The 20088-nt window shown below is 61.7% G+C and carries 15 protein-coding genes; 11 read left to right on the top strand and 4 right to left on the bottom strand.

Going from position 1 to position 20088, the window contains the following annotated elements:
* Nucleotides 1–56 precede the first annotated feature (56 nt).
* The gene (locus ACIOU9_RS05945) at nucleotides 57–1502 is read left to right on the top strand and encodes a glycosyltransferase family 2 protein (protein WP_402696279.1); all 1446 of its coding nucleotides are present in this window, start codon (nucleotides 57–59) and stop codon (nucleotides 1500–1502) included.
* A 136-nt stretch (nucleotides 1503–1638) separates the two neighbouring features.
* Here ACIOU9_RS05945 and ACIOU9_RS05940 read toward each other — a convergent pair whose 3' ends face one another.
* Both ACIOU9_RS05940 and ACIOU9_RS05935 read right to left on the bottom strand, forming a co-directional pair.
* On the bottom strand, nucleotides 1639–3708 hold the full coding sequence (locus ACIOU9_RS05940) for a cell wall-binding repeat-containing protein (protein ID WP_402696277.1): 2070 nt from the start codon (nucleotides 3706–3708) through the stop codon (nucleotides 1639–1641).
* 285 nt (nucleotides 3709–3993) lie between these two features.
* On the bottom strand, nucleotides 3994–5229 hold the full coding sequence (locus ACIOU9_RS05935) for an MFS transporter (RefSeq protein WP_332727421.1): 1236 nt from the start codon (nucleotides 5227–5229) through the stop codon (nucleotides 3994–3996).
* A 176-nt stretch (nucleotides 5230–5405) separates the two neighbouring features.
* Between ACIOU9_RS05935 and ftsY the strand changes: the two genes are divergently transcribed.
* Nucleotides 5406–6587, top strand: coding sequence for a signal recognition particle-docking protein FtsY (gene ftsY / locus ACIOU9_RS05930; protein ID WP_105657694.1), 1182 nt, complete (start codon nucleotides 5406–5408; stop codon nucleotides 6585–6587).
* Nucleotides 6588–7027: 440 nt separating this feature from the next.
* On the top strand, nucleotides 7028–9160 hold the full coding sequence (locus ACIOU9_RS05925; RefSeq protein ID WP_402696276.1) for an acyltransferase family protein: 2133 nt from the start codon (nucleotides 7028–7030) through the stop codon (nucleotides 9158–9160).
* Between the two features lie 64 nt (nucleotides 9161–9224).
* On the opposite strand, the gene ACIOU9_RS05920 is transcribed toward ACIOU9_RS05925, so the two are convergent.
* On the bottom strand, nucleotides 9225–9899 hold the full coding sequence (locus tag ACIOU9_RS05920; protein WP_402696274.1) for a DNA-3-methyladenine glycosylase: 675 nt from the start codon (nucleotides 9897–9899) through the stop codon (nucleotides 9225–9227).
* Nucleotides 9900–10008: 109 nt separating this feature from the next.
* Between ACIOU9_RS05920 and ACIOU9_RS05915 the strand changes: the two genes are divergently transcribed.
* The 5 genes from ACIOU9_RS05915 to ACIOU9_RS05895 all read left to right on the top strand — a co-directional run bounded on the left by ACIOU9_RS05915 (nucleotide 10009) and on the right by ACIOU9_RS05895 (nucleotide 16322).
* Nucleotides 10009–10668, top strand: coding sequence for a hypothetical protein (locus tag ACIOU9_RS05915; protein WP_402696272.1), 660 nt, complete (start codon nucleotides 10009–10011; stop codon nucleotides 10666–10668).
* Nucleotides 10669–10928: 260 nt separating this feature from the next.
* Nucleotides 10929–12149: an ammonium transporter gene (locus ACIOU9_RS05910; RefSeq protein WP_105657853.1), complete on the top strand. Its 1221-nt coding sequence runs from the start codon at nucleotides 10929–10931 to the stop codon at nucleotides 12147–12149.
* A gap of 234 nt (nucleotides 12150–12383) precedes the next feature.
* On the top strand, nucleotides 12384–14486 hold the full coding sequence (locus ACIOU9_RS05905; RefSeq protein ID WP_402696271.1) for a catalase: 2103 nt from the start codon (nucleotides 12384–12386) through the stop codon (nucleotides 14484–14486).
* A gap of 132 nt (nucleotides 14487–14618) precedes the next feature.
* Nucleotides 14619–15743 carry a YihY/virulence factor BrkB family protein gene (locus ACIOU9_RS05900; RefSeq protein WP_402696269.1) on the top strand — a complete coding sequence of 375 codons (1125 nt, stop codon included), beginning with the start codon at nucleotides 14619–14621 and terminating at the stop codon, nucleotides 15741–15743.
* Nucleotides 15744–15845: 102 nt separating this feature from the next.
* Nucleotides 15846–16322: a pyridoxamine 5'-phosphate oxidase family protein gene (locus tag ACIOU9_RS05895; RefSeq protein WP_332498903.1), complete on the top strand. Its 477-nt coding sequence runs from the start codon at nucleotides 15846–15848 to the stop codon at nucleotides 16320–16322.
* 128 nt (nucleotides 16323–16450) lie between these two features.
* Here the strand turns inward: ACIOU9_RS05895 and ACIOU9_RS05890 are convergent, their stop codons facing one another.
* Complete coding sequence (locus tag ACIOU9_RS05890; RefSeq protein WP_105657701.1) at nucleotides 16451–16642, bottom strand: CsbD family protein; 192 nt, start codon at nucleotides 16640–16642, stop codon at nucleotides 16451–16453.
* A 275-nt stretch (nucleotides 16643–16917) separates the two neighbouring features.
* On the opposite strand from ACIOU9_RS05890, the gene ACIOU9_RS05885 reads away from it, so the two are divergent.
* From ACIOU9_RS05885 to ACIOU9_RS05875, 3 genes are read left to right on the top strand one after another with little or no spacing between them, the layout of a single operon-like run.
* A complete protein-coding gene (locus ACIOU9_RS05885; RefSeq protein ID WP_402696267.1) occupies nucleotides 16918–17964 on the top strand; it encodes an acyl-CoA dehydrogenase family protein in 1047 nt (348 codons plus the stop codon).
* Nucleotides 17958–19328, top strand: coding sequence for a PIG-L family deacetylase (locus ACIOU9_RS05880; RefSeq protein ID WP_402696265.1), 1371 nt, complete (start codon nucleotides 17958–17960; stop codon nucleotides 19326–19328). Before ACIOU9_RS05885 ends, ACIOU9_RS05880 begins: the two co-directional genes overlap by 7 nt.
* Entirely contained in the window at nucleotides 19321–20055 is a 735-nt protein-coding gene (locus ACIOU9_RS05875; RefSeq protein WP_105657704.1) for a glycosyltransferase family 2 protein, read from the top strand. Before ACIOU9_RS05880 ends, ACIOU9_RS05875 begins: the two co-directional genes overlap by 8 nt.
* Nucleotides 20056–20088 lie beyond the last annotated feature (33 nt).

Below are 20088 nucleotides of genomic sequence, written 5' to 3'. Positions count from 1 at the left end.
GATTTGCAGGGGCGAACTTGCATGCTCCGTAATTCACTGTCTCTACTGAGGATGACATGGCATTTTTCCGTAAACGTATCAATGATAACCCTGCTGTTTTGAAGAGTCCTGCACATCGGGAAACAGGGGAGGAGGATGTCCTCCCGAGCGGGTCGATGCTCCAGGGATCTTCTCCATTGGTGAGTGTGGTTATTCCCGTTTATAACGCCATGCCGTTCCTTACGGAACTGCTTAATTCTCTGGAAGCCCAGGACCTGAAGCCAGAAGAATTTGAAGTCATTGCAGTGGATGATGGCTCGACGGATTTTGGTGGAGAGATTTTGGATGTCTATGCGAAGCGAAATTCGAACTTCATCGCCTTGCATCAAGAGAACAGTGGTTGGCCGGGCAAGCCGCGCAATGTAGGCATTGAAAATGCGCGTGGAGAATATGTTTTCTTCATCGACAGTGATGACCGGCTCGGTCCCCAAGCGCTCAGGCGCATGACTTCATTTGCGCTGGAGCATGACGTGGATGTCCTCGTTCCGAAAATGGTCGGTTTGGACGGCCGGAGAGTTCAAGCGAAGCTGTTTGAAAAAACAATTCTCGATGTGGACTACGACTTTATTCTGCGGACCCTTTCGCCGCAAAAGATGATCCGGCGACGGCTTCTCAATTCGCATGGCATCCGCTTTGTCGAAGAAAAAGTCAGGCTTGAAGATGGCATCGCCATGGTCGAAGCATATTCCGCTGCTCGGCGAATCAGCATCCTGGGCGACTACAACTACTACGAGATCCGGCTAAGGTCGGACGGCCAGAATATTAGTACGCAGCAAATCGATCCTGCCGGTTATGTAGGTTCCTTGACCAAGATCGCGCAGACTATCGCGACGTACACGGGGCCGGATCTGGAAGTGGCAAGGAAGCGCATTGCCGGATTGTTCGTTCGCAAGGGTTTGCGTTTCTATGACGGACAACGTTTCCTGCGTTATACCGCAGAACAGCGCGCAGCATGGGTGTCGAGCCACAAGAGTTTCTTGGAAACCTTCCAACTGGATAATTCTGCAGCGCTCTTCAAGCCGCAAGAGGCAAAGCTGGTCGACGCCATCCTCGCCGGCGACTTGGAATACCTGGAGCAGCTTGCCCAGAATAAAATGGATTCCGAGAAAGCGCCTGCAGTTGTTTCGGTCGAAAATACTGCTGAACGCATTTCTTTGGTTGTCGATTTTCCAGCCTCGGGACCGTCGCCAATCGGCATTCATATAAGGGATCGGGACACCGAAACCGTGGCAAGGGGAGAGCTTGCAGTTGACGAAAGCGGATCGCGGCTCACTGCATCTTTCCCGCGTGCCACCGTGCTTGAATCGATTTCTCGCTTGGGCAACATCTTCATCGAGTATCAGGGCGTTCCTGCAAAGCGGATCAAGATGGGGAAAAGCGCTGCGAGCCAGGAATTCTCGGGCTTGCTGGTCTACGCAACGGCCAATGGATATATGAGCATAGATGCTCGCCAAGCTAAGTAGCACGGAGCTATAGGGAGCCGGGCTGTCCGCCTTCCCCGGGACAGGCACCCTCCTGCAGAACACAGAGAGGCTCGTAGTTGCCCCAAACAGCAACTACGAGCCTCTGTGCAGCTAGGCGAACCCTAACTCGCAACGCCTACGAACACGTATTTAGGGAGCCGTCATTTCGGTAGGCCACAGTCTCGTCGAGAACCAGTGGACCGCCAATCAGCACATTAGTCCAACCTTCCATGCCGGTCAGCGCTGAACCTATGGACTTGGGCAGGCAGGATTTTTTAGCCAGCAGCATGGGCGCGCCATTGTAGCCTGCAGCAACGGCACCGCTCAGTCCGTCGGGGAAGCTCTTGCCGTTGGCAATGAACTGGCGCTGCGCACCATTTGGCCAGAAGGCCTTCGCGATGACAGCGCTGGTGTCATAACGTGTTTCTCCGCCGTAACGAGCGATCCTGGCATTCGGAAGCGCTTTTCGGATCTCGTTTTCCGCATTTCTGGATATTGCCAGTGGCCCACCAGCCAAGTACACGGTGGAGGGATTCAGGCGCTTGAGCTGCTTCAAGATGGTGCTTGGCACGTATTTCTTACTGCTCAGCAGCAATGGAGCCTTGCGGTCTGCCGCGACAGCTGCCATGGACAGGGCATCAGGGAACGAGCGTCCAGATGCCACAAACACGTTCTTGGCAGAAGACCAATTCGTAGCAATCTCTGCGCTGGTTCCATAGCGCGTGTTTCCTGCTTCTCGGGATACCGGTGCATACTTCTTCAGCTGCGTGAACGTCTTGCTGCTGACTGCGGTTGGGCCACCTGCAATGATGATGCGGGACGGATTGAGCCGCTTGATTTCCGCACCCACTGCGCTCGGCAGATAGGCCTGCTTGGTCAGCAACAGCGGTGCATTGTGGCGGTTGGCCAGCGAGGTAACTGATAGTGCGTCAGCGAAGTGCTCGCCGGAAGCCACGACAACAGTTTTGGCCCCGTAGGGGAAGGTGCGCTTGGAGATCGCAACAGGCGTTCCATAGCGGTTGGCGCCAGACATGCGCGATGGGCCCAAGCGAGTCGGCCAGACATCCATATTGCCAAAGTAGCTGGTAGTCAGCTTGTACTGCGTGCTGCGGCGGTTCTTCGCAAAGTCGCGCAGCGACGTCAGATCGCCGTTCCACACGTTGGCATCCACATTCTTCGTTGACCCCAACATATTGGAGTTGGAAGAATACTGCCAGACATTGAACGTGGTCCAGCCTTCAGGAAGTTCGCGGGGATTCTTCGCAACGTCAGCGGTGGGGAAGATCGAGACATGCAGTGGCCAGGACTTGAACGCTTCAGAATCACCCGTGCACTCATCCCACCACGACTGGGCCGTGTAGATCATCGGCAGGCGACCGGTCTTGGCCTTGACAGTATTGCCGAAGTCCTTGATCCAGGTAACCAATTGGGAAGGCGTCATGCCGTAGCACATATCACCCTTGCCCTGCGGATATGCGGTCTTGTTGTACGGGTTCCACTCGATATCCAGCAGTGGCGGCATGGTGTACCCGTCATTGGTCCAACCGCCACCGTTGGTCATGAATTCCCTGGCCTGAACGGCACCGGAAGAATGGGCAGGCATGGCGAAATGGTACGCACCGCGAATCAGGCCGGCACTGCGCGACTTGGTGTAGTTCTGGCTGAACTTCGGGTCCTTGTACAAGGAAGAAGGCCACGACTGGGTGGCCTTGATGTAGGCGAAACGTGCCCCGTTTGCCTTGGCAGTGGACCAGTTCACGTCGCCCTGATGGCGGGAAACATCGATCCCAAGGGTGCCCGGTGGACGCCAGGTCCGCAACTCGTCAAGGGAAGCTGGCGCGCCCACCTGGAATGGAACGGAAGTCGCAGAATCATTTGAAGACAGCTTCGCGAGATCCGCTAGCTCGTCCATGGTAGGGATCGTCGCGTCACCGGTTTCGGCAATTCGCTTGGCACCCTGGCCCAGCTGGGCATCGAGGTGCTCGAGCTCCATTTCGGCCAGCGCCTTGTCGGCTAGCTGTACGCGTTCTTTCGTGGAAAGATCATCGTCTTTGGACAGTGCCTTGGAAATTTCTTCAGCTGCTGGGGTGGCAATAGCAGTCGGCGCACTTGGTGATGGCGCCTTGGTCTCAACTTCGCTGGTGCTGGTCCCGGTGGCCTCGGCCGCGGGCGATGGCGTAGAAGTTGGTTCCGGCGCATCAGCCACGGTAGCAGTGGGCGAGGGAGACTGAACAGGTTGGGCGGAGGGCTCTTCTGTTGGCGAGGCGAACCCCGGACCAGCAGAAAGCGGGATGGAAAGTGCGGCTATAACCGCAATTGATAGAGCTTTGGATCGTCGCGTCCGGATAGCCGGCATGGATTCCCCTGAATAATCGAGTGCAAGTGAAATGGCGAAAGCCTTTGCTAGTATATCTACCCGATGTTTCCCGGCAAGATTCCGGGAATTAATATCGCCGCCGATGCCAAGGGAAATCTAAAACTGCGGAATTGCTTAATCGGCCAATTCCACCGGTTTTATGGTCTTCGGAACCAACAGCCAGGCAATCACACCGACTAAGCCCACGACAGCCGAAATGTTGAAGGCCAATTGGAAGCTGATCATGTCGGCCATGGCCCCGGCCAGCAGTGGGCCGATAATGGAGCCTAGATCGGTGCACATCTGGAATCCGGCCAGCGCCTTGCCGCCGTTGCGGCCGGAACCAATTACGTCAGCCACGGACGCTTGCTGAGCTGGGCCCAGCAGCCCGCCGCCAATGCCGGCCAGGACCGAGAAGACGATGAAGCCAGCCAGGGACGTCGAATACCCCATCGCGCCAATGGACACGAGCAGGACACTCATGCCAAGGACCACAGGGATCTTGCGTCCAATGCTGTCTGTCAGGCGGCCGGAGAACACCAGCGCGCAACCGTTGCCGATGGCAAACACCGTCATGGAGATTCCGGCGGCCGTGGCACCCATGGTTTGGCCGAACACGGCCAAGGCGAAAAGCGGGATCATGCTGTTGCGCACGCCGAACGCCAGCCAGCCGTAGCTGAACCCGGAGAACAATGCCGCCCGGTAGGCGGGGGAGACCAGCGCCTCGCGGGTGGTCACCACTTCGATATCGGAATGCCTTGATCGCGGGTTTGCCGCATCTGCATCCAGATCGCGGCGACGGCCCAAGGCCATGTAGACCACGCCTGCGGCAATGACCAGGGCGGTGCCGTAAATCAAGAACGGAATACGCATGCCCAGCGGGGCAAGCAAGGTTCCAAGAACCGGGCCGAAGACGTTGCCCAAGAGGAACGAGCCGGCATACAAGCCCGAGATGCGTCCACGGGATTTCTCCGGAGCCAGGCGCGCAATTAATGCCATGGCTGAAATGGTGAACATGGTCGACCCGAACCCGCCCAGTCCACGAGCAATCAATAGCTGCGTATAGTCCTGGACCACAGCGCAAAGCAAAGTCGATACCGCAACTAGCAGAACGCCGGTGACGTAGATCTTGGGCTCGCCGAGCTTGCCTACCAGGACGCCTGCTACCGGTGCGAAAATCAATCGGGTGAAGGCGAAAATGCTGACGATAATAGTGGCGGCCGCATTGCCGACATCAAAGCTCACTGCATACTGGGGCAAGATGGGGGCGATGAGCCCGAAACCCAATGCGATGATGAATGCCGCTACCAGCAATACGCTGATCTCTTGGGGGATGGGCGCCTTGGCAGCACGGGTGGTTTTCAATGCCATATCAATTGAACAGATGGTTCTGCCGCTCAGCGAGCAGTAACCCTCAGCCTTTCTGGAACGACGAACGGGGCTAAGCAACCCACCTGCCAGTCTAGCCTTGAATGCAAAATGTGCTGATGCTGGTGCTGCCTGCCATATGATCCCTAAATCGTTGGAGATATGAGACGATTTAGAGCGTGTCTGATTCGCTTATATTAACCATCATCATTGTCGCGGTTGTTGCCGTGGTGGCCATTGGCGTCATTGCCTTCGTCACCAAGGGCCGCAAGCCCAAGACTCCGTATACGTCAGAGCGCGATGCAGACGACTTGCCAGCTGGCCAGAGCGCTGAGGGCGATACTGATGCCGCAGCGGACACTGCCGGTGCAAGCGATGCGCCTGTCGCGGTCCAAGAGCCTGCCGCACCTGCTGCGCCACAGCTCGATGTTCCAGAACCAGTGCAGGGCCGTCTGGCCCGGCTGCGTGCGCGACTGACCAAATCCAACAGCATGTTCTCCAAGGGCCTGCTGGCCCTGCTCAGCCAAGACTCGATTGACGAGGATGTCTGGGAAGAGATTGAAGAAAATCTGCTGATGGCAGACCTGGGTACCGAGCCTGCGCTTGAGCTTGTTGACGCACTGCGTGAACGAGTGAAGATTGAAGGCAGCAAGGACCCGGCTCGCGTCAAGGCAATGCTCCGCGAGGAACTGCTCAAGCTGGTGGATCCGAGCCTGGACCGCAGCTACCTGCCTGAACCGCATCCGGACCGCCCAAGCATCATCATGGTGGTCGGGGTCAACGGTGTTGGCAAGACCACCACCATCGGCAAGCTGGCGCGAGTACTCGTTGCTGAAGACAAGGACGTCCTGCTGGGCGCCGCCGATACCTTCCGTGCCGCCGCCGCCGAGCAGCTGGCTACCTGGGGCGACCGCGTGGGCGTGCCTACCGTTCGTTCCGAGATCGACGGCGCCGACCCGGCATCCGTTGCCTTTGAAGCCGTTTCCGCGGGCATCGAGCAGGAAGTCGACATCGTCATGATCGACACCGCTGGCCGCCTGCAGAATAAGGTCGGCCTGATGGACGAGCTGGGCAAGATCAAGCGCGTGGTCGAGAAGAAGGCCACCATTGACGAAGTCCTGCTGGTCCTCGATGCGACCACCGGGCAGAACGGCCTGCAGCAGGCCAAGGTCTTCTCCGAGGTTGTCAACGTTTCGGGCATCGTGCTGACCAAGCTCGATGGCACTGCCAAGGGCGGCATCGTCGTGGCTATCCAGCGTCAGCTCGGTGTTCCGGTGAAGCTGGTGGGATTGGGCGAGGGTCCGGATGATCTAGCGCCATTCAACCCGGAAGACTTCGTGGACGCACTGCTCGAAGGCTAATCGATAATTCCATATTTTCTTGATCTCCCCGCCATTTGAAATGGCGGGGAGATCTTGTTTAAGCGGGCGCTGCGCATCTGCAATTCCTGCACAGAGCGGTTTTGTTCCTGTTGGGCCATGGGGCGCACACAGGGGTTGGAATCAAGGAAATCTTGCAGTGAGGTCAGTCACACCACTCGATCCCGGGTCCGAAACTCTCCTTGGGGCCTCCACGGAAAAGATCTAGTCAGTGAGTGAATGGAACTTTTCCGGCGCCTTCTGGCCGCAGGTCACCCAAGGAAGCAGTGACCAGCGCTACAGAAAACGTCCAGATTACTTGGGTAAAGATGTTTTCTGGGGAAGTGTGTCCCTTCAATCTGTACGCACTGCATGAGGGATACTCCGGTTGATTCTGGATGCCCCCGTGCGGCCAGACCAGCCGGTAAAGGATCCATCCAGAAGTGTCGTCGAACCAAGACCTGCCCATACCAGTCAAGCAGGACCCTCAGCCCAGAGCTTTCCGCATGGACATCCAGGGCCTGCGCGCCATCGCCGTAGGTGTTGTTGTGCTGTACCACTTCTGGGGGCACTATCTGCCCGGCGGCTTCGTCGGAGTCGACGTGTTCTTCGTGATCTCGGGATTCCTGATCACTTCGCATCTGCTCGCCAAGCCGCCGAAGAACATTGGCGATGTCGTCAATTTCTGGATGAGGCGAGTCAAGCGGCTCATCCCTGCCTCCTTCTTGGTGATCCTGGCCAGCGTCTTGGGTATCTGGTTCTTCGCACCGTCCACGGTGTGGCAGGACTGGGGACTGCAAGCGATGGCCGCGACGTTCTACTTCCAGAACTGGTACCTGGCACTGACCAAGGTCGATTACCTTGCCGAAGGCGAAGCTCCAAGCCCCTTCCAGCATTTCTGGTCCCTGTCTGCAGAAGAGCAGTTCTATTTCGTATGGCCAATTCTGATCGGCCTGCTGATCTTTGCCGCCATCAAGTCCGGAATCAAGCCGGCAACCGCCGCGTTGGCCGGGATCAGCGCCGTCTTCTTGATTTCCTTCGGATACTCGCTATACGCAACCGCGACTGAACCGGGCAGCGCATACTTCTCGACCTTTACCCGAGTCTGGGAATTCTCGGCAGGCGCCCTGGTGGCGGCCTTGGGAACGCGTGCGCATGCGGCCAAGAAGGATGCGATGAGCTTGATCGGGTCGTGGGGCGGAGTCCTTGCCATCGCATTCAGCGCGGTGGCCTTCACCGGGCAGATGCCATTCCCCGGATACATTGCAGCGATTCCAGTATTCGGCACCGCACTGATCCTGCTCTGCCATTCCACGCACAAGTACTCGCCGAACATGTTCTTGAGCAGCAAGCCGTTCCAGTTCTTCGGTGACAATTCCTATGCCATCTACCTCTGGCATTGGCCGCTATTGATCCTGATGCCGTTCATGGTCGATGACTTCAAATGGCCCCAGAAGATCATTGCCCTGGCCTTGACGCTGGTTTTGGCTGTTTTGACGCAGAAGCTTGTCGAGGTTCGATTCCGTAAGTTCATTGACGCCTCGGTACTGCTCACGGCGCCACGCTTCCTTGCCACGGGCAGCCTCGTCTTGGCTTTGGTTGCCGGAGCTTTCTACCTCAACACCGAACGCATTATCAATGACGCCCAAGACGTCGACAAGGCCTTGGCCCAGGTCGAAAAGGAGCTGGGCGAAGACTGCTTCGGTGCCGCGTCGCTCAGTGAATCATGCGGTGAAGCAGTGAATATCGAGACGGCCTACCAGCCGGTGGCTCCCGCCCCGGTAGTTGCGAAGACCGACAAGCCGGTTGTCTACAAGGATGATTGCTTCGCCAGCCAGGACGCCGACTACAAGGACCGCCCGGTATGCAACTACGGTGATGGCAAGATCAAGGTGGCACTGGTTGGAAACTCGCATGCAGGCCAGTGGATTCCTGCTTTGGAACCGATGGCGAAGAAGAATGGCTGGAGTATTGATACCTATCTGGCCAGCCGTTGCGCCGTCATGGGTGAACCCCAGGTCTTTGATTCCGAGGCACGGGAAAAGGGCTGCGCTGACTATGGCAGCTGGGTGACCAAGCAGATCGAAAAGGAAGACTACGATCTGGTGATCAGCTCCAACCGCCAGTCCCTTCCGGTTTCCGGATACGAAATGGAAAACACCGCTGAACCTGCCCAGCAGGCCTACGAGAAGATTCTCCAGGACTGGGCCGGCACCGGCGCCGCTGTAGCGGTCATCCGGGATACGTCCTTCCCGGGGGAGACCGTGGAGAATGTGCCTGACTGCGTGGCCTCCAGCGATGGCGAATTCAGCGAATGCAGTGGCGAGGCGAAGCAATGGATTCCGATGGATCCGCAGGTCGACGCCGTGAAGGCCCTGGATAAGCCGAATATTATTGATGTCGACATGAATGACCAGCTGTGCGAGGACGGACGCTGCTTTGCGGTAGTCGGTGGCATCGTGGCCTATTGGGACCACTCGCACCTGACCGAAACCTTTGCCGAATCCTTGTTCCAGACCTTGGAATCCCGGCTGAAGAAGGAACTGGATTCCAAGGAACTGTTCCCGGCAGCATAGGGCTTTGCGGCACCTTGCTCGATAGGCTCTGGCTTCAACGCATTAATGGCGTTGAAGCCAGAGCCTATTTTCGTTTCCTGATGCCAGTGACTGCCCCGGGAGCATCGCGGCCCGGGCGAAAAGCGGAAACGCTTGGCTCATCGGGCAGCCAGAATCGCCAGGGGAACTGCGGACCGCCGGCTATTCCCGCGACGCCAACGCGGGGTCCAGTGCGCAAAGCCTCCGGGAGACCAGGGGCAGCATGGAGGGTAAAGGGGGCAGCGAACAGATCCAGCCCGTCATGTTCCAATCTCGTGAGTCCCAATGCTGTGGCCAAGTTCCCCGGTCCACGGGCCAGATGGATTTCCGGGATGGGGCTGCGGGCGTAGCGGATGGGCCGCTTCTCCAGTCTTCGTGCGTGGGCCAGATCGGTGCCGGAAATAATTTCGCCAGAACGTATCAGCACCCCGGACGCAGCTCCTGGCGGTGAGCAGACGAAATTCAGGGCGTAGTGCATTCCATAGGTGAAGTACACGTACGCGTGCCCGGGTTCCAGGAACATGGACGCGTTGCGTTCGGTTTTCCTGTCCTTCGAGTGGCTGCCCGGGTCATAGGGCCCTGCGGTTCCCAGGCCCATGTACGCTTCGGTTTCGGTGATGCGCACGCTGACCGGTCCGTCAATGGAATCCACGGTGAGCGTGGCCCCGAGCAACCGGGGCGCAACGTCCAGGGCATCGGGCAAGAAGAAAGATCGGTCCATGCTTCCAGTGTGCCTGCTCCAGCTAAATTGTCCCCCGCCCCTGTAAGGATCATGGGTACTTGAAACTTGGGGGTTCAAGCAACTCGCACTCGTGAAATGGGGAATGAGCATGGAAAGGTTCTCAGTAACTGCAACTGCACTGGCCGGAATGCTATCGCTGGCTGCCTGCGGGGTATCGGCAGAAGAGTTCGAGGCTGCGCAAGCCTCGAGCGCAGCCATAGCTGCTGAAAAGGACGCACTGCAAGCCCAGCTGGCAGAAACCGAAACGCAATTGGCCCTGGCCGAGGAAGAAGCAGCAGAGCTTCGCGCAGCCGAGGAAGAACGCCCAGCGGCCGCAGAAGCCCAGAAGGCACGCAAGGCGAAGGAAAAGGAAGACAGGGAAGCTGCGGCCGCGGCGGAAAAAGCCATGGCCAACAAGGCCAAGAAAGTCACCAAGCGCGCTCTGGCGCAAATCGTGAAGCAACCGGACTCGCACATCGATGAGAATGTGATTCTCTACGGCCTGGTCACCCAGTTCGACTCCGCGACCGGTCCCTGCACCTTCCGTGCCGAGCTGAGCCACGCGCAGGTGGGCAAATACGACTACGAGCACAATTCGATGTTCACTGCCGGTGATGGCTTGGCGCACTGTGATGCGCTGGATGACATCGTGGCCGAGGACATTGTCCAAATCACCGCCACGGTGACCGGATCCCTGAGCTACGACACGACCATCGGCGGATCCACTACGGTGCCGAAGTTCCAGGTCGTGAAGATCAAGCGGCTGTAGCCGCTGCCGGAGTCCGCCTTGCCAGCCCGGCATCAGCAGAAAGCACTTTCTGCTGATGCCGGGCTGTTCTTTTGACCGTCGGCCAGCAGTACCGTGAACTGTTCGAAACGGCGGCGAAACATTGCCGAGAAGCAAACGTTACCCCCGGCAGGAACTTGATACACAGCGGAAACGAAGCAGCGAGTGTTCGGAAACATCGGGCGCGTTAGATAGTCATAACACCACCGATACACCGAATACCTTGAGGGGAAGTGATCCAGATGGAGTTGGATGTAGCCAGCTTATGGATCCTGATAGCTGCCGCACTCGTATTGCTGATGACACCGGCACTGGGACTTTTCTACGGCGGCATGACTCGCGCCACCGGCGTGGTGAACATGATGCTGATGAGTTTCTCCGCCGCGGCGATCACCGCCGTCGTCTGGGTGCTCTGGGGCTACTCGTTCTCCGCCGGGGAACCAGCCATCGCCGGAATCGTCGGCAATCCAATCAGCGACTTCGCCATGCACAACACCGAGCAGTCAGAGCTGCTCGCCGCCGGATTCGCCGGTACCTTCGCCATGATCTCGGTAGCCATCATCTCCGGAGCCATCGCCGACCGTGCCCGCTTTGCGCCATGGCTGTTCTTCGTCCCGCTGTGGGTCACCCTGGTGTACGCACCGGTGGCCTTCTGGGTCTGGGGTGGAGGCTTGCTCTCCGCAGACGGATTCCTGGGCAGCATCTTCGGCGAAGCCATTGACTTCGCCGGCGGCGCAGTGGTCCACACCAACGCAGGTATCGCAGCCCTGGTCCTGGCCCTGAAGCTGGGCCAGCGCCACAACTTCCACGACCGTCCGCAGCCGCACAACACCCCGCTGGTCATGCTCGGTGCCGGCCTGCTGTGGTTCGGCTGGTTCGGTTTCAATGCAGGTGCGGCGACCACCGTCGAGCAGGCTGGACTCATCTGGGTCAACACCCTGGCAGCTCCGGGTGCGGCCGTCCTTGGCTGGATCCTGGTAGAGAAGCTTCGCGGTTCCCGCCCCAGCTCGCTGGGTGTCGCCTCCGGCCTGGTGGCCGGCCTGGTCGCCATCACTCCTTCCTGCGCAGACGTCGCCCCGTGGGCCGCGATGCTGCTGGGCGTCCTGGCTGGCGCCGGGGCAGCCTGGGCAGTGAACCTGAAATGGAAGCTGGGCTACGACGACTCGCTGGATGTTGTCGGCGTGCACCTGGTCGCCGGCTTGATCGGAACCCTGTTCCTGGGCTTCTTCGCCCTGCCAACCGAGGAGAGCGCTGGCGGACTGTTCTACGGCGGAGGCGTCGCCCAGCTGATCGCCCAGGCAGCCACCCTGATTGTGGTCATGGTCTTCTCCGCGGTGATGACCTGGGTCATCGCCACGGTCATCGGAAAGTTCAGCCCATGGCGTGTCGCGGCAGATATCGAAATTGCCGGGATCGACGAGGCGGAGCACAACGAAAATGGATACCAGCTGGTTTCCAAGTAAGGAGCGGAATCTGGAAAATAACGCAACACAAGCACGAGGGGCAGGGCGTTTCTGAAACGTCCTACCAGGACCGCCGGTGGGCCATGCAGCCACCGGCGGTCCTGGCGTGTTCACGCCCGGTGGCGGGCACATGTGTAAATCATGGGAATCGCCTAGTGCGCTGGCATCAGCGGTGCACCGGCCCCTAGCGTGGCATTCACCAGCCGATTATTCCCAAGCAGCTAGGAGAGTGCCATGGCCAGCGAACCACAACAGCAAGCAAGCCCGGGAGGGGAACCGGTCTTGTCCGGCCCCGGCCAGGACAGCGAATTCCTGACCACCAACCAGGGAGCTCCCGTCAGCGATACCGACCACTCGCTGAAAGCCGGAGAGCGCGGGCCCACGTTGCTGCAGGATCACCACCTGCGCGAGAAGATCATGCATTTCGACCACGAGCGGATTCCGGAGCGCGTGGTCCATGCCCGCGGGGCTGGCGCCCATGGCTCCTTCATCAGCTACGGCAACGCCTCCGAGCTGTGCCGGGCCGATTTCCTCAAGCCCGGAAAGCAGACCCGGGTCTTCGTGCGGTTCTCCACCGTGGTCGGTTCCCGCGGCTCGATGGACACGGCCCGCGATACCCGCGGCTTTGCCACGAAGTTCTATACCGAAGAGGGCATTTTCGACCTGGTGGGCAACAACATCCCGGTGTTCTTCATCCAGGACGGCATCAAGTTCCCGGATCTGGTCCATGCCGCGAAGCCGCACCCGGATACCGAGATCCCGCAGGCGCAATCGGCCCACGATACCTTCTGGGATTTCGTCTCCCTGCATACCCCTGCCCAGGCCCACGTGATGTGGCAGATGAGCGACCGTGCGATACCCCGCTCGCTGCGCATGATGGAAGGCTTCGGCGTGCACACCTTCCGCATGGTCAACGAGGCGGGCAAAGCGTCACTGGTGAAGTTCCATTGGAAGCCCAAGCTCGGCGTGCACTCGCTGGCCTGGGAAGAGTCCCAGCTGGCCGCCGGCGCGGATCCGGACTTCCACCGCCGCGATCTGGCTGAAGCCATTGACGCCGGCGCCTACCCCGAATGGGAACTGGGCGTGCAGATCTTCCCCGACGACGGCTCGGCGGTCTTCGAAGGCATCGACCTGCTGGATCCGACGAAATTCGTCCCAGAAGAGCTGGCCCCGGTCCAGCCGCTGGGCAAGATGGTGCTGGACCGCAACCCGGAGAACTACTTCGCGCAGACCGAGCAGGTCGCCTTCCACCCCGGGCATCTGGTTCCGGGCATCGATATCAGCGACGACCCGCTGCTGCAGGCGCGGCTCTTCTCCTACCTGGACACCCAGCTGACCCGCTTGGGCGGGCCGAACTTCGCGCAGATCCCGATCAACTCGCCGGACTCGCCGGTCAACGACATGTTCCGCGACGGCTTCCACCAGCACCGGGTGCCCAAGGGCATCGCGCCGTACAAGCCGAACTCGCTGGATGGCGGCTGCCCCTACATGTCGGAGGTTCTTTCCGGCCAGCAGCCTCCGCTGGACTTCCCGCAGCCTGTGGCCTCCGGGAAGAAGGTGCGTTCCGAGCCGGCCAGCTTCTCGGACCACTACAGCCAGGCCCGCCTGTTCTACATCAGCCTCTCGGCCGTGGAGCGCGCCCATGTGCAGCAGGCCTACTCCTTTGAGCTGGGCAAGTGCACCGACACGGCGATCCGCCAGCGGCAGGTGGAATGCCTGGCGAAGATCGATACGCAGCTGGCCGCCGGGGTCGCCCAGGCACTGGGCCTGCCGGCGCCGGCCGCAGTGCAGCTGGATGATCCGGTGGCCAGCCCCGCGCTGTCCCAGATCGGGAAATCCTGGCCGGTGGACGGGCGCAAGGTCGGGGTGGTGTTCAACAGCGGAAACCACCAGCATGTGCCGGCAATAGCCCAGGCGCTGGCCGAACGGGGCATGTCCCCGCTGCTCGTTTCGGCCTCCGGCGGCGAGGTGGCCCCGGACCTGCCCATTGACCGCACCTACCTGACGGCGCGCTCCATTGAATTCGATGCGCTGGTGCTCATCGGCCCGCTGCCTCCGGCACCGGACGCCGCGGTTGCGCTGGATGCCAAGGCCGGCGCCCTGGGGGCAGGCGGGGTCCCCATCGACCCGCGCGTGGCGTTGCTGGTCGCGGAGGCCTACCGGCACAACAAGGCCATCATCACCCTGGACGGGCTCTCCGATGGCCTGCTGCAAGCGGTGGGCCTGGAGAATGACGCGCCGGGCATCGCACTGGTGGAGCTGTCGGCGGTGGCCGAAAGCGCCGAGCAGCTGCTGTCCACCCACCGCGCGTGGGAGCGTTTCCCGGTCGCCGAGTAGCAGCGCGGCCCAGCTGGCCTAGCAGGTGGCGCGGCAGGTGCATGACTCGATGCGCCTGCCGCGCCAGCCTGGCCCAGCAGCAGGGCCGGCGGCAATCAACTGGCACAGATCGCTGATGAAAAGAGGTGCAAAATGCCTTCAGGAACCGAAAGCCATGCCGGGAACGCGGCCGAAACCGCTGCCAAAGCCCGGCACGCTCCTGGACCCGATGCCGAATCCAAACCCGATTCCCCGCCGGATATGCACTCCAGGTCATGGAAATACGCGGCCAAGCGCTCCATCAGGGAATTCTCCCGGAAGAAATGCACGGATATGGCGGCCTCGCTGACCTATTTCGCGATGCTCTCCATCTTCCCGGCCCTGCTGGCGGTAGTCTCCCTGCTCGGAGTTGCCGGCCAGGCGGAGAACATGACCCGCAACATCCTCTCGCTGATCCAGGAACTGGCCAGCAAGGAAGTGGTCGAAACCCTGCGCCAGCCCATCGAGCAGCTGGCCTCGGCCCCGTCGGCAGGCCTGGCCCTGATTGCCGGTCTGGTCGGTGCGCTATGGAGTGCCTCGGGGTACGTCGGGGCGTTCGGACGGGCCATGAACCAGATCTACGAGGTGGCCGAAGGCCGCCCGTTCTACAAGCTGCGCCCGCTGATGCTGCTGCTGACACTGGTGCTTCTTGTGGCCGTGTCCGTGCTGGGGATGCTGCTGATCGTCTCCGGTCCGCTGGCCCAGGCGCTGGGCAACGCCATGGGGCTGGGCGAGGGCGCGGTGGCGATCTGGAACATCGCCAAATGGCCGGTGATCGTGCTGTGCGCGATTGTGCTGGTAGCAGTGCTCTACTATGGGGCTCCCAATGTGAAGCAACCGAAGTTCCGCTGGATCAGCCTCGGCTCGGCCATCGCGCTGCTCGTGCTGGCGGTGGCGACCGTCGGCTTCTTCTTCTACGTTTCGAACTTCGGCAACTACAACAAGACCTACGGCGCCATCGGCGGGGTCATCGTGCTGCTGCTGTGGCTGTGGATCGCCAACCTGTCGCTGCTGTTCGGCGCGGTCTTCGACGCGGAAGCCGAGCGCGGGCGCCAGCTGCAGGCGGGGATTGCCGCCGAGCGCTCGGTCCAGCTTCCGCCGCGGGATACCAAGGCCAGCATGAAGCAGGAGGAAAAAGAAGAGCAGGACATCAGCGACGGGCGGCAGCTGCGTTTCGCCAGCGAGCTGGACGCCGAAGAGCAAGCGGATCCGGAATCCAGGCGGAACCCGGAAAGCTGAGCAGGAGCCGAAGCTGGCAATCGCCTGGGCGCCCCTTGGCGCGGGCCAGCACCTCGGTAGCGTGTGAAACGACCAGATCATTCCAAGACAAAGGAGCTCATCATGGCCAACGACGAGGCAAGCAAAGTCATCAGCATCATCCAGGACCTGCGGATCGCCATGGTCACAACCCACAGCGCTGGACGGCTGGCCAGCCGCCCCCTGACGCTGATTGAAGCCACCGACGAAGGAGAACTCTGGTTCTTCTCCACCGCCGACGCCGGGATTGTCCAGGAAATCCGGGCCCAGGGGCTGGTCAATGCCGCGTTCAGCGGATCCAAGGCGTGGGTGTCGGTCAGCGGCCACGCCGAGGTGGTGCTCGATGTCGCCAAGAAGAAGGAACTGTGGAACGCCGCGGTGGAGACCTTCGCCAGCGAAGGCCCGGAATCTGCGCAGACGGTGCTGCTGCGCATCGATGCCGACTCCGCCGAATACTGGGAGAATCCCGGCGGGGCGGCGAGCCTGGTGGCCGGCTGGGTCAAGCAGAAGCTCACCGGAAAACCTGCCGAACCCGGGGACTCGAATAGCGTCGAACTCTAGGGCGCCGAAAGCCGGCAACGGCCGCTGCCCCGAATTCCTGGAGCAGCGGCCGTATTGCTGTGCCCATTGCCTGGCGCAGAGCTATGCCCCATGGATACGCATCCATGGGGCATAGCTGGTGGTGCGGTTTAGGACAGGTCGTCCTTGACATCCTTGGCGGCGTCCTTGACGTGTTCTCCTGCTTGCTTTGCCTTGGCGGCGGCCTGGTCCTTCACGCCTTCGGCTTGCAGGCGCTCATTATCAGTGGCATCGCCGTAGGCCTCCTTGGCCTTGCCAGATGCTTCCTGGGCCTTGTTCTGGATCTTGTCTCCAATTCCCATGATTCTTACCTCCTGTGTGGATCTGGTTACTGACAATTTGAACTATAGGGCAGATTGCAAATCGGGGTCCCGAAGCTGAAAGTTTGCTTGCGGCCAACTTTGCAGATCATCAAAGCGCCGCCGTCGCGGCGGAAAATCCCATAAGCTGCCTCGCTGAGTTGCGTGGTCCTTTGCGGTTATCAGGAGTCATTCAGCTGGGCCGGGCACGAATGGGCCGTGACCTAGACTGGCCAAAAGTTCCGCGCAGAGAAGGAGAGCCGATGGACCAGCGGCCGGTGTCGTTTAGAGCAGCCGAACCAGGATCCCGCCCCCGCAACAGCGAGTCATGGTGGGGCGCCGAAGAAGCGGTGCGTGCGGCCGCCGTGCGCTGCGAGGGCAACCCGGAAGCGATGCTGCGTACGCTGGAAAGCTCGGGGGAGGACCCTCCGGTGCCAGCGGCCGGACAGACCCAGCGCCTGTGGGAGCTGCTGGCCTCCGTGGCCGCCACCGACCTGGTTGCGGCCAGGACGCTCGAACCGCATTTGGATGCCGCGGGAATCCTGAGCCAGTCGGGCATGTCGTGGCCGGCCGGCACTGCATGGGGCGTTTTCGCCGCGCAGCCGCCCAACGCCACCCTGGAAGCGGTTCGCCAGTCCGGCGGGGGATGGGAGCTGAATGGCGTCAAGCCCTGGTGCTCGTTGGCCGCGCAGCTGACCCATGCCCTGGTCACCGCCCCTACGCCCGAGGGTGTCCGGCTGTTCATGGTTTCCTTGCGGCATCCGGGCGTTGAACCGGCACCGGATGCCTGGGTCAGCCGCGGCATGGCGCAGCTGCCCAGCGGCAGCGTGAACTTCACCAGCGTGCCGGCCCAACCGGTGCAGGACGCCGGCTGGTACCTGTCCCGTCCCGGGTTCGCTGTCGGGGGCGTTGGCGTCGCCGCCTGCTGGTTCGGGGCAGCGGTGGGAATCTACCGCCATCTGCTGCGAAGCGCCCAAGCGCGCACCCCGGATCAGCTGGCCCTAGCCTGGCTCGGCGAAGCAGACCGCTTGCTGGCCGGCTGTGCCGCGCTGCTGGAACAGGCCGCCGGGCTGGCCGATGCCGGAGCGCTGGATGCCATTTCGGCACATCGGGTCCGCGGCCAGGTGGCCGGGGCGTGCGAGCGGGTGTTGCAGCTCAGCGGCCAAGCCACCGGCCCGGGCCCGCTGACCGCCGATGAGGAGCATGCGCGGCGCGCAGCAGACCTGGGCATCTATCTGCGCCAGCACCACGCGGCCCGCGACGACGCGGCGCTGGGCCAGTTGATCGCGGACCGCGCCGGCACAGAAGGCGGCAGCGCATGGTGAACTTCACGCATCAGGACCAGGGAACATCTGCAAGCTGCTGGCAGCAGGCTGGGCTAGAGCGGATCGCCGCACTGGATCCGGAGAAGCTCTTCCACGCAATCGCATCGGTGATTGTTCTGGCCGCCCACCCGGATGACGAGACGCTGGGAGCCGGAGGGCTGATCCGCATGGCGCTTGGCCGGGGGATCGATGTCCACGTGATCGTCTGCAGCTTCGGGGAAGCCTCGCACCCGGACTCCACAACACACTCCGCCGCCCAGTTGGCCGCGCTGCGCCAGGCCGAACTGGCCGAGGCCATGGACACGCTGCGCGCTCAGGGACCGCGCAGCGGAACGCTGCATCTGCACTGCTTGGGCCTGGGTGACGGGAAACTCGAAGCGCAGCAGGAGCCGATCCGCGCAGCTCTTGAGCAGCACGCCGGCGAGCGCTGCCTGATCGCCAGCACCTACCGCGGCGACGGGCACCCGGACCACGAAATCCTGGGCCTGCTCGCCGCGGACTGGGCCCTGGCGCACAATGCCTGCCATCTGGAATTCCCCATCTGGTTCTGGCATTGGGCGCAACCGGGCCGGCAGCCCAGCTTCAGGCATTGGCGCCGGCTGGCCCTGGATGCTTCCAGCGCCCAGGCCAAGGCCCGCGCCCTGGAGGCCCACCGTTCCCAAACCAGGCCGCTGTCCGCCCTGCCAGGAGACGAAGTCCTCCTTAGCGAAGGCTTCCTGCAGCATTTTTCCCACGGCGCCGAGATCTTCCGCGCCACCTGGCCTGGCCACAAGGACGCCGCGTCGGCTCCGGTGGTCTTCGAGGAGCTCTACGGGCAACGCGAAGATCCGTGGGAATACCGCAGCAGCCGCTACGAGCAGCGCAAGCAGCAGATCCTGCTCGCCTCCCTGCCCCGGGAACAGTATGCGGCGGTTCTGGAGCTGGGATGCTCCATCGGGGTGCAGAGCGCCGAACTGGCCCGCCGCAGCACCAGCCTGCTGGCGGTGGATGCCAGCGCTACCGCGCTAGCCCAGGCCCGGCGTGCCGTGGCCGGAATGGAGCATGTCAGCTTGCTGCAGGCCACGGTGCCCCGGCAATTTCCTCAGCTGGAGCCGGGAAGCGTGCAGCTGGTAGTGCTCAGCGAGATCTGCTATTTCCTGGCCGCCGACGAATTGGAGCAGGTGCTCGCCGCCAGTGCCGCCGCACTGGAAGCCGGCGGAGAGCTGGTGCTCTGCCATTGGCTGCATCCCATTGAAGGCTGGCCGCTGGACGGGGAGGACGTGCACCGGATGGCGGGAGACCTGGGGTGGGAGCGCATCGTGGAGCATCGCGAGGCCGATTTCCTGCTTGAAATACTGCGCAAGCCCGCTGGTGCCCATGGGTAGGCAGCTGGCGGCCATGGCGGTCATCATCCCGGCCCATGACGAGGAAGAACGCCTGGGCCGCTGCCTGGATTCGGTGCGCGCGGCCATGGACCGGTTGGCGCGTGCCCGCCCGCAGCTGCAGGTCCGGGCCATCGTGGTTGCCGACAGCTGCACCGACCGCACGGTACAGGTTGCCCAGCGGCAGATCAGCTCAGATCAGCGGATCAGCTTGCTGCAGGCCAGCTTCGGCAATGTCGGAGCCAGCCGGGCTGCCGGGGCGCGCCACGCCCTGGCCAGCTTCGGCGCGGACGCGGACCCGAGCGCCATCTGGCTGGCCAGCACCGACGCGGATACCTGCGTCGCCGAGCATTGGCTGGAGGGCTTTGCCACCCTGCACGCCAGCGGGGCCGATGCGGTGGCCGGAACCGTGGAACCGGACCGCGGCGAACTCGATGAGCACATCTTCGCCTTATGGGAGCAGGCCTACCAGCCGATTGAGGGGCATGGCCACATCCACGGCGCGAACTTCGGAGTGTGCGCTGCTGCCTACCTGGATGTTGGAGGCTTCGAGCCCTTGGCGGCCCGGGAGGATGTGGCCTTGGTCGAAGCGCTGCGCCGCGCCGGCTACCGGGTTCAGGCCACGGCCCGGCTGCAGGCGATCACCTCGGGGCGCTTGCGCGGGCGGTTGCGCGAGGGCTTCGCAGACTATCTTGCCGCGCTGGATCACCGGATGCTCCACGCCCGGTAGCGCCCAAGTAAGCGGTCCCGGTCCCTGGCATAG

This window comes from Glutamicibacter sp. NPDC087583 (assembly GCF_044743685.1).
In the GTDB taxonomy this organism is placed as follows: domain Bacteria; phylum Actinomycetota; class Actinomycetes; order Actinomycetales; family Micrococcaceae; genus Glutamicibacter.
Note: the sequence above shows the minus strand (reverse complement) of the source record. Positions and strands in the feature narration are given on the sequence as shown.

Excerpts from the sequence above, each read along its gene's own strand:
- ACIOU9_RS05900 (WP_402696269.1), top strand. The coding sequence starts at position 14,619 with ATGCCTTCAGGAACCGAAAGCCATGCCGGGAACGCGGCCGAAACCGCT.
- ACIOU9_RS05935 (WP_332727421.1), bottom strand. The coding sequence starts at position 5,229 with ATGGCATTGAAAACCACCCGTGCTGCCAAGGCGCCCATCCCCCAAGAG.
- ACIOU9_RS05895 (WP_332498903.1), top strand. The coding sequence starts at position 15,846 with ATGGCCAACGACGAGGCAAGCAAAGTCATCAGCATCATCCAGGACCTG.
- ACIOU9_RS05880 (WP_402696265.1), top strand. The coding sequence starts at position 17,958 with ATGGTGAACTTCACGCATCAGGACCAGGGAACATCTGCAAGCTGCTGG.
- ACIOU9_RS05875 (WP_105657704.1), top strand. The coding sequence starts at position 19,321 with ATGGGTAGGCAGCTGGCGGCCATGGCGGTCATCATCCCGGCCCATGAC.
- ACIOU9_RS05890 (WP_105657701.1), bottom strand. The coding sequence starts at position 16,642 with ATGGGAATTGGAGACAAGATCCAGAACAAGGCCCAGGAAGCATCTGGC.
- ACIOU9_RS05910 (WP_105657853.1), top strand. The coding sequence starts at position 10,929 with ATGGAGTTGGATGTAGCCAGCTTATGGATCCTGATAGCTGCCGCACTC.
- ACIOU9_RS05920 (WP_402696274.1), bottom strand. The coding sequence starts at position 9,899 with ATGGACCGATCTTTCTTCTTGCCCGATGCCCTGGACGTTGCGCCCCGG.
- ACIOU9_RS05915 (WP_402696272.1), top strand. The coding sequence starts at position 10,009 with ATGGAAAGGTTCTCAGTAACTGCAACTGCACTGGCCGGAATGCTATCG.
- ACIOU9_RS05905 (WP_402696271.1), top strand. The coding sequence starts at position 12,384 with ATGGCCAGCGAACCACAACAGCAAGCAAGCCCGGGAGGGGAACCGGTC.
- ACIOU9_RS05945 (WP_402696279.1), top strand. The coding sequence starts at position 57 with ATGGCATTTTTCCGTAAACGTATCAATGATAACCCTGCTGTTTTGAAG.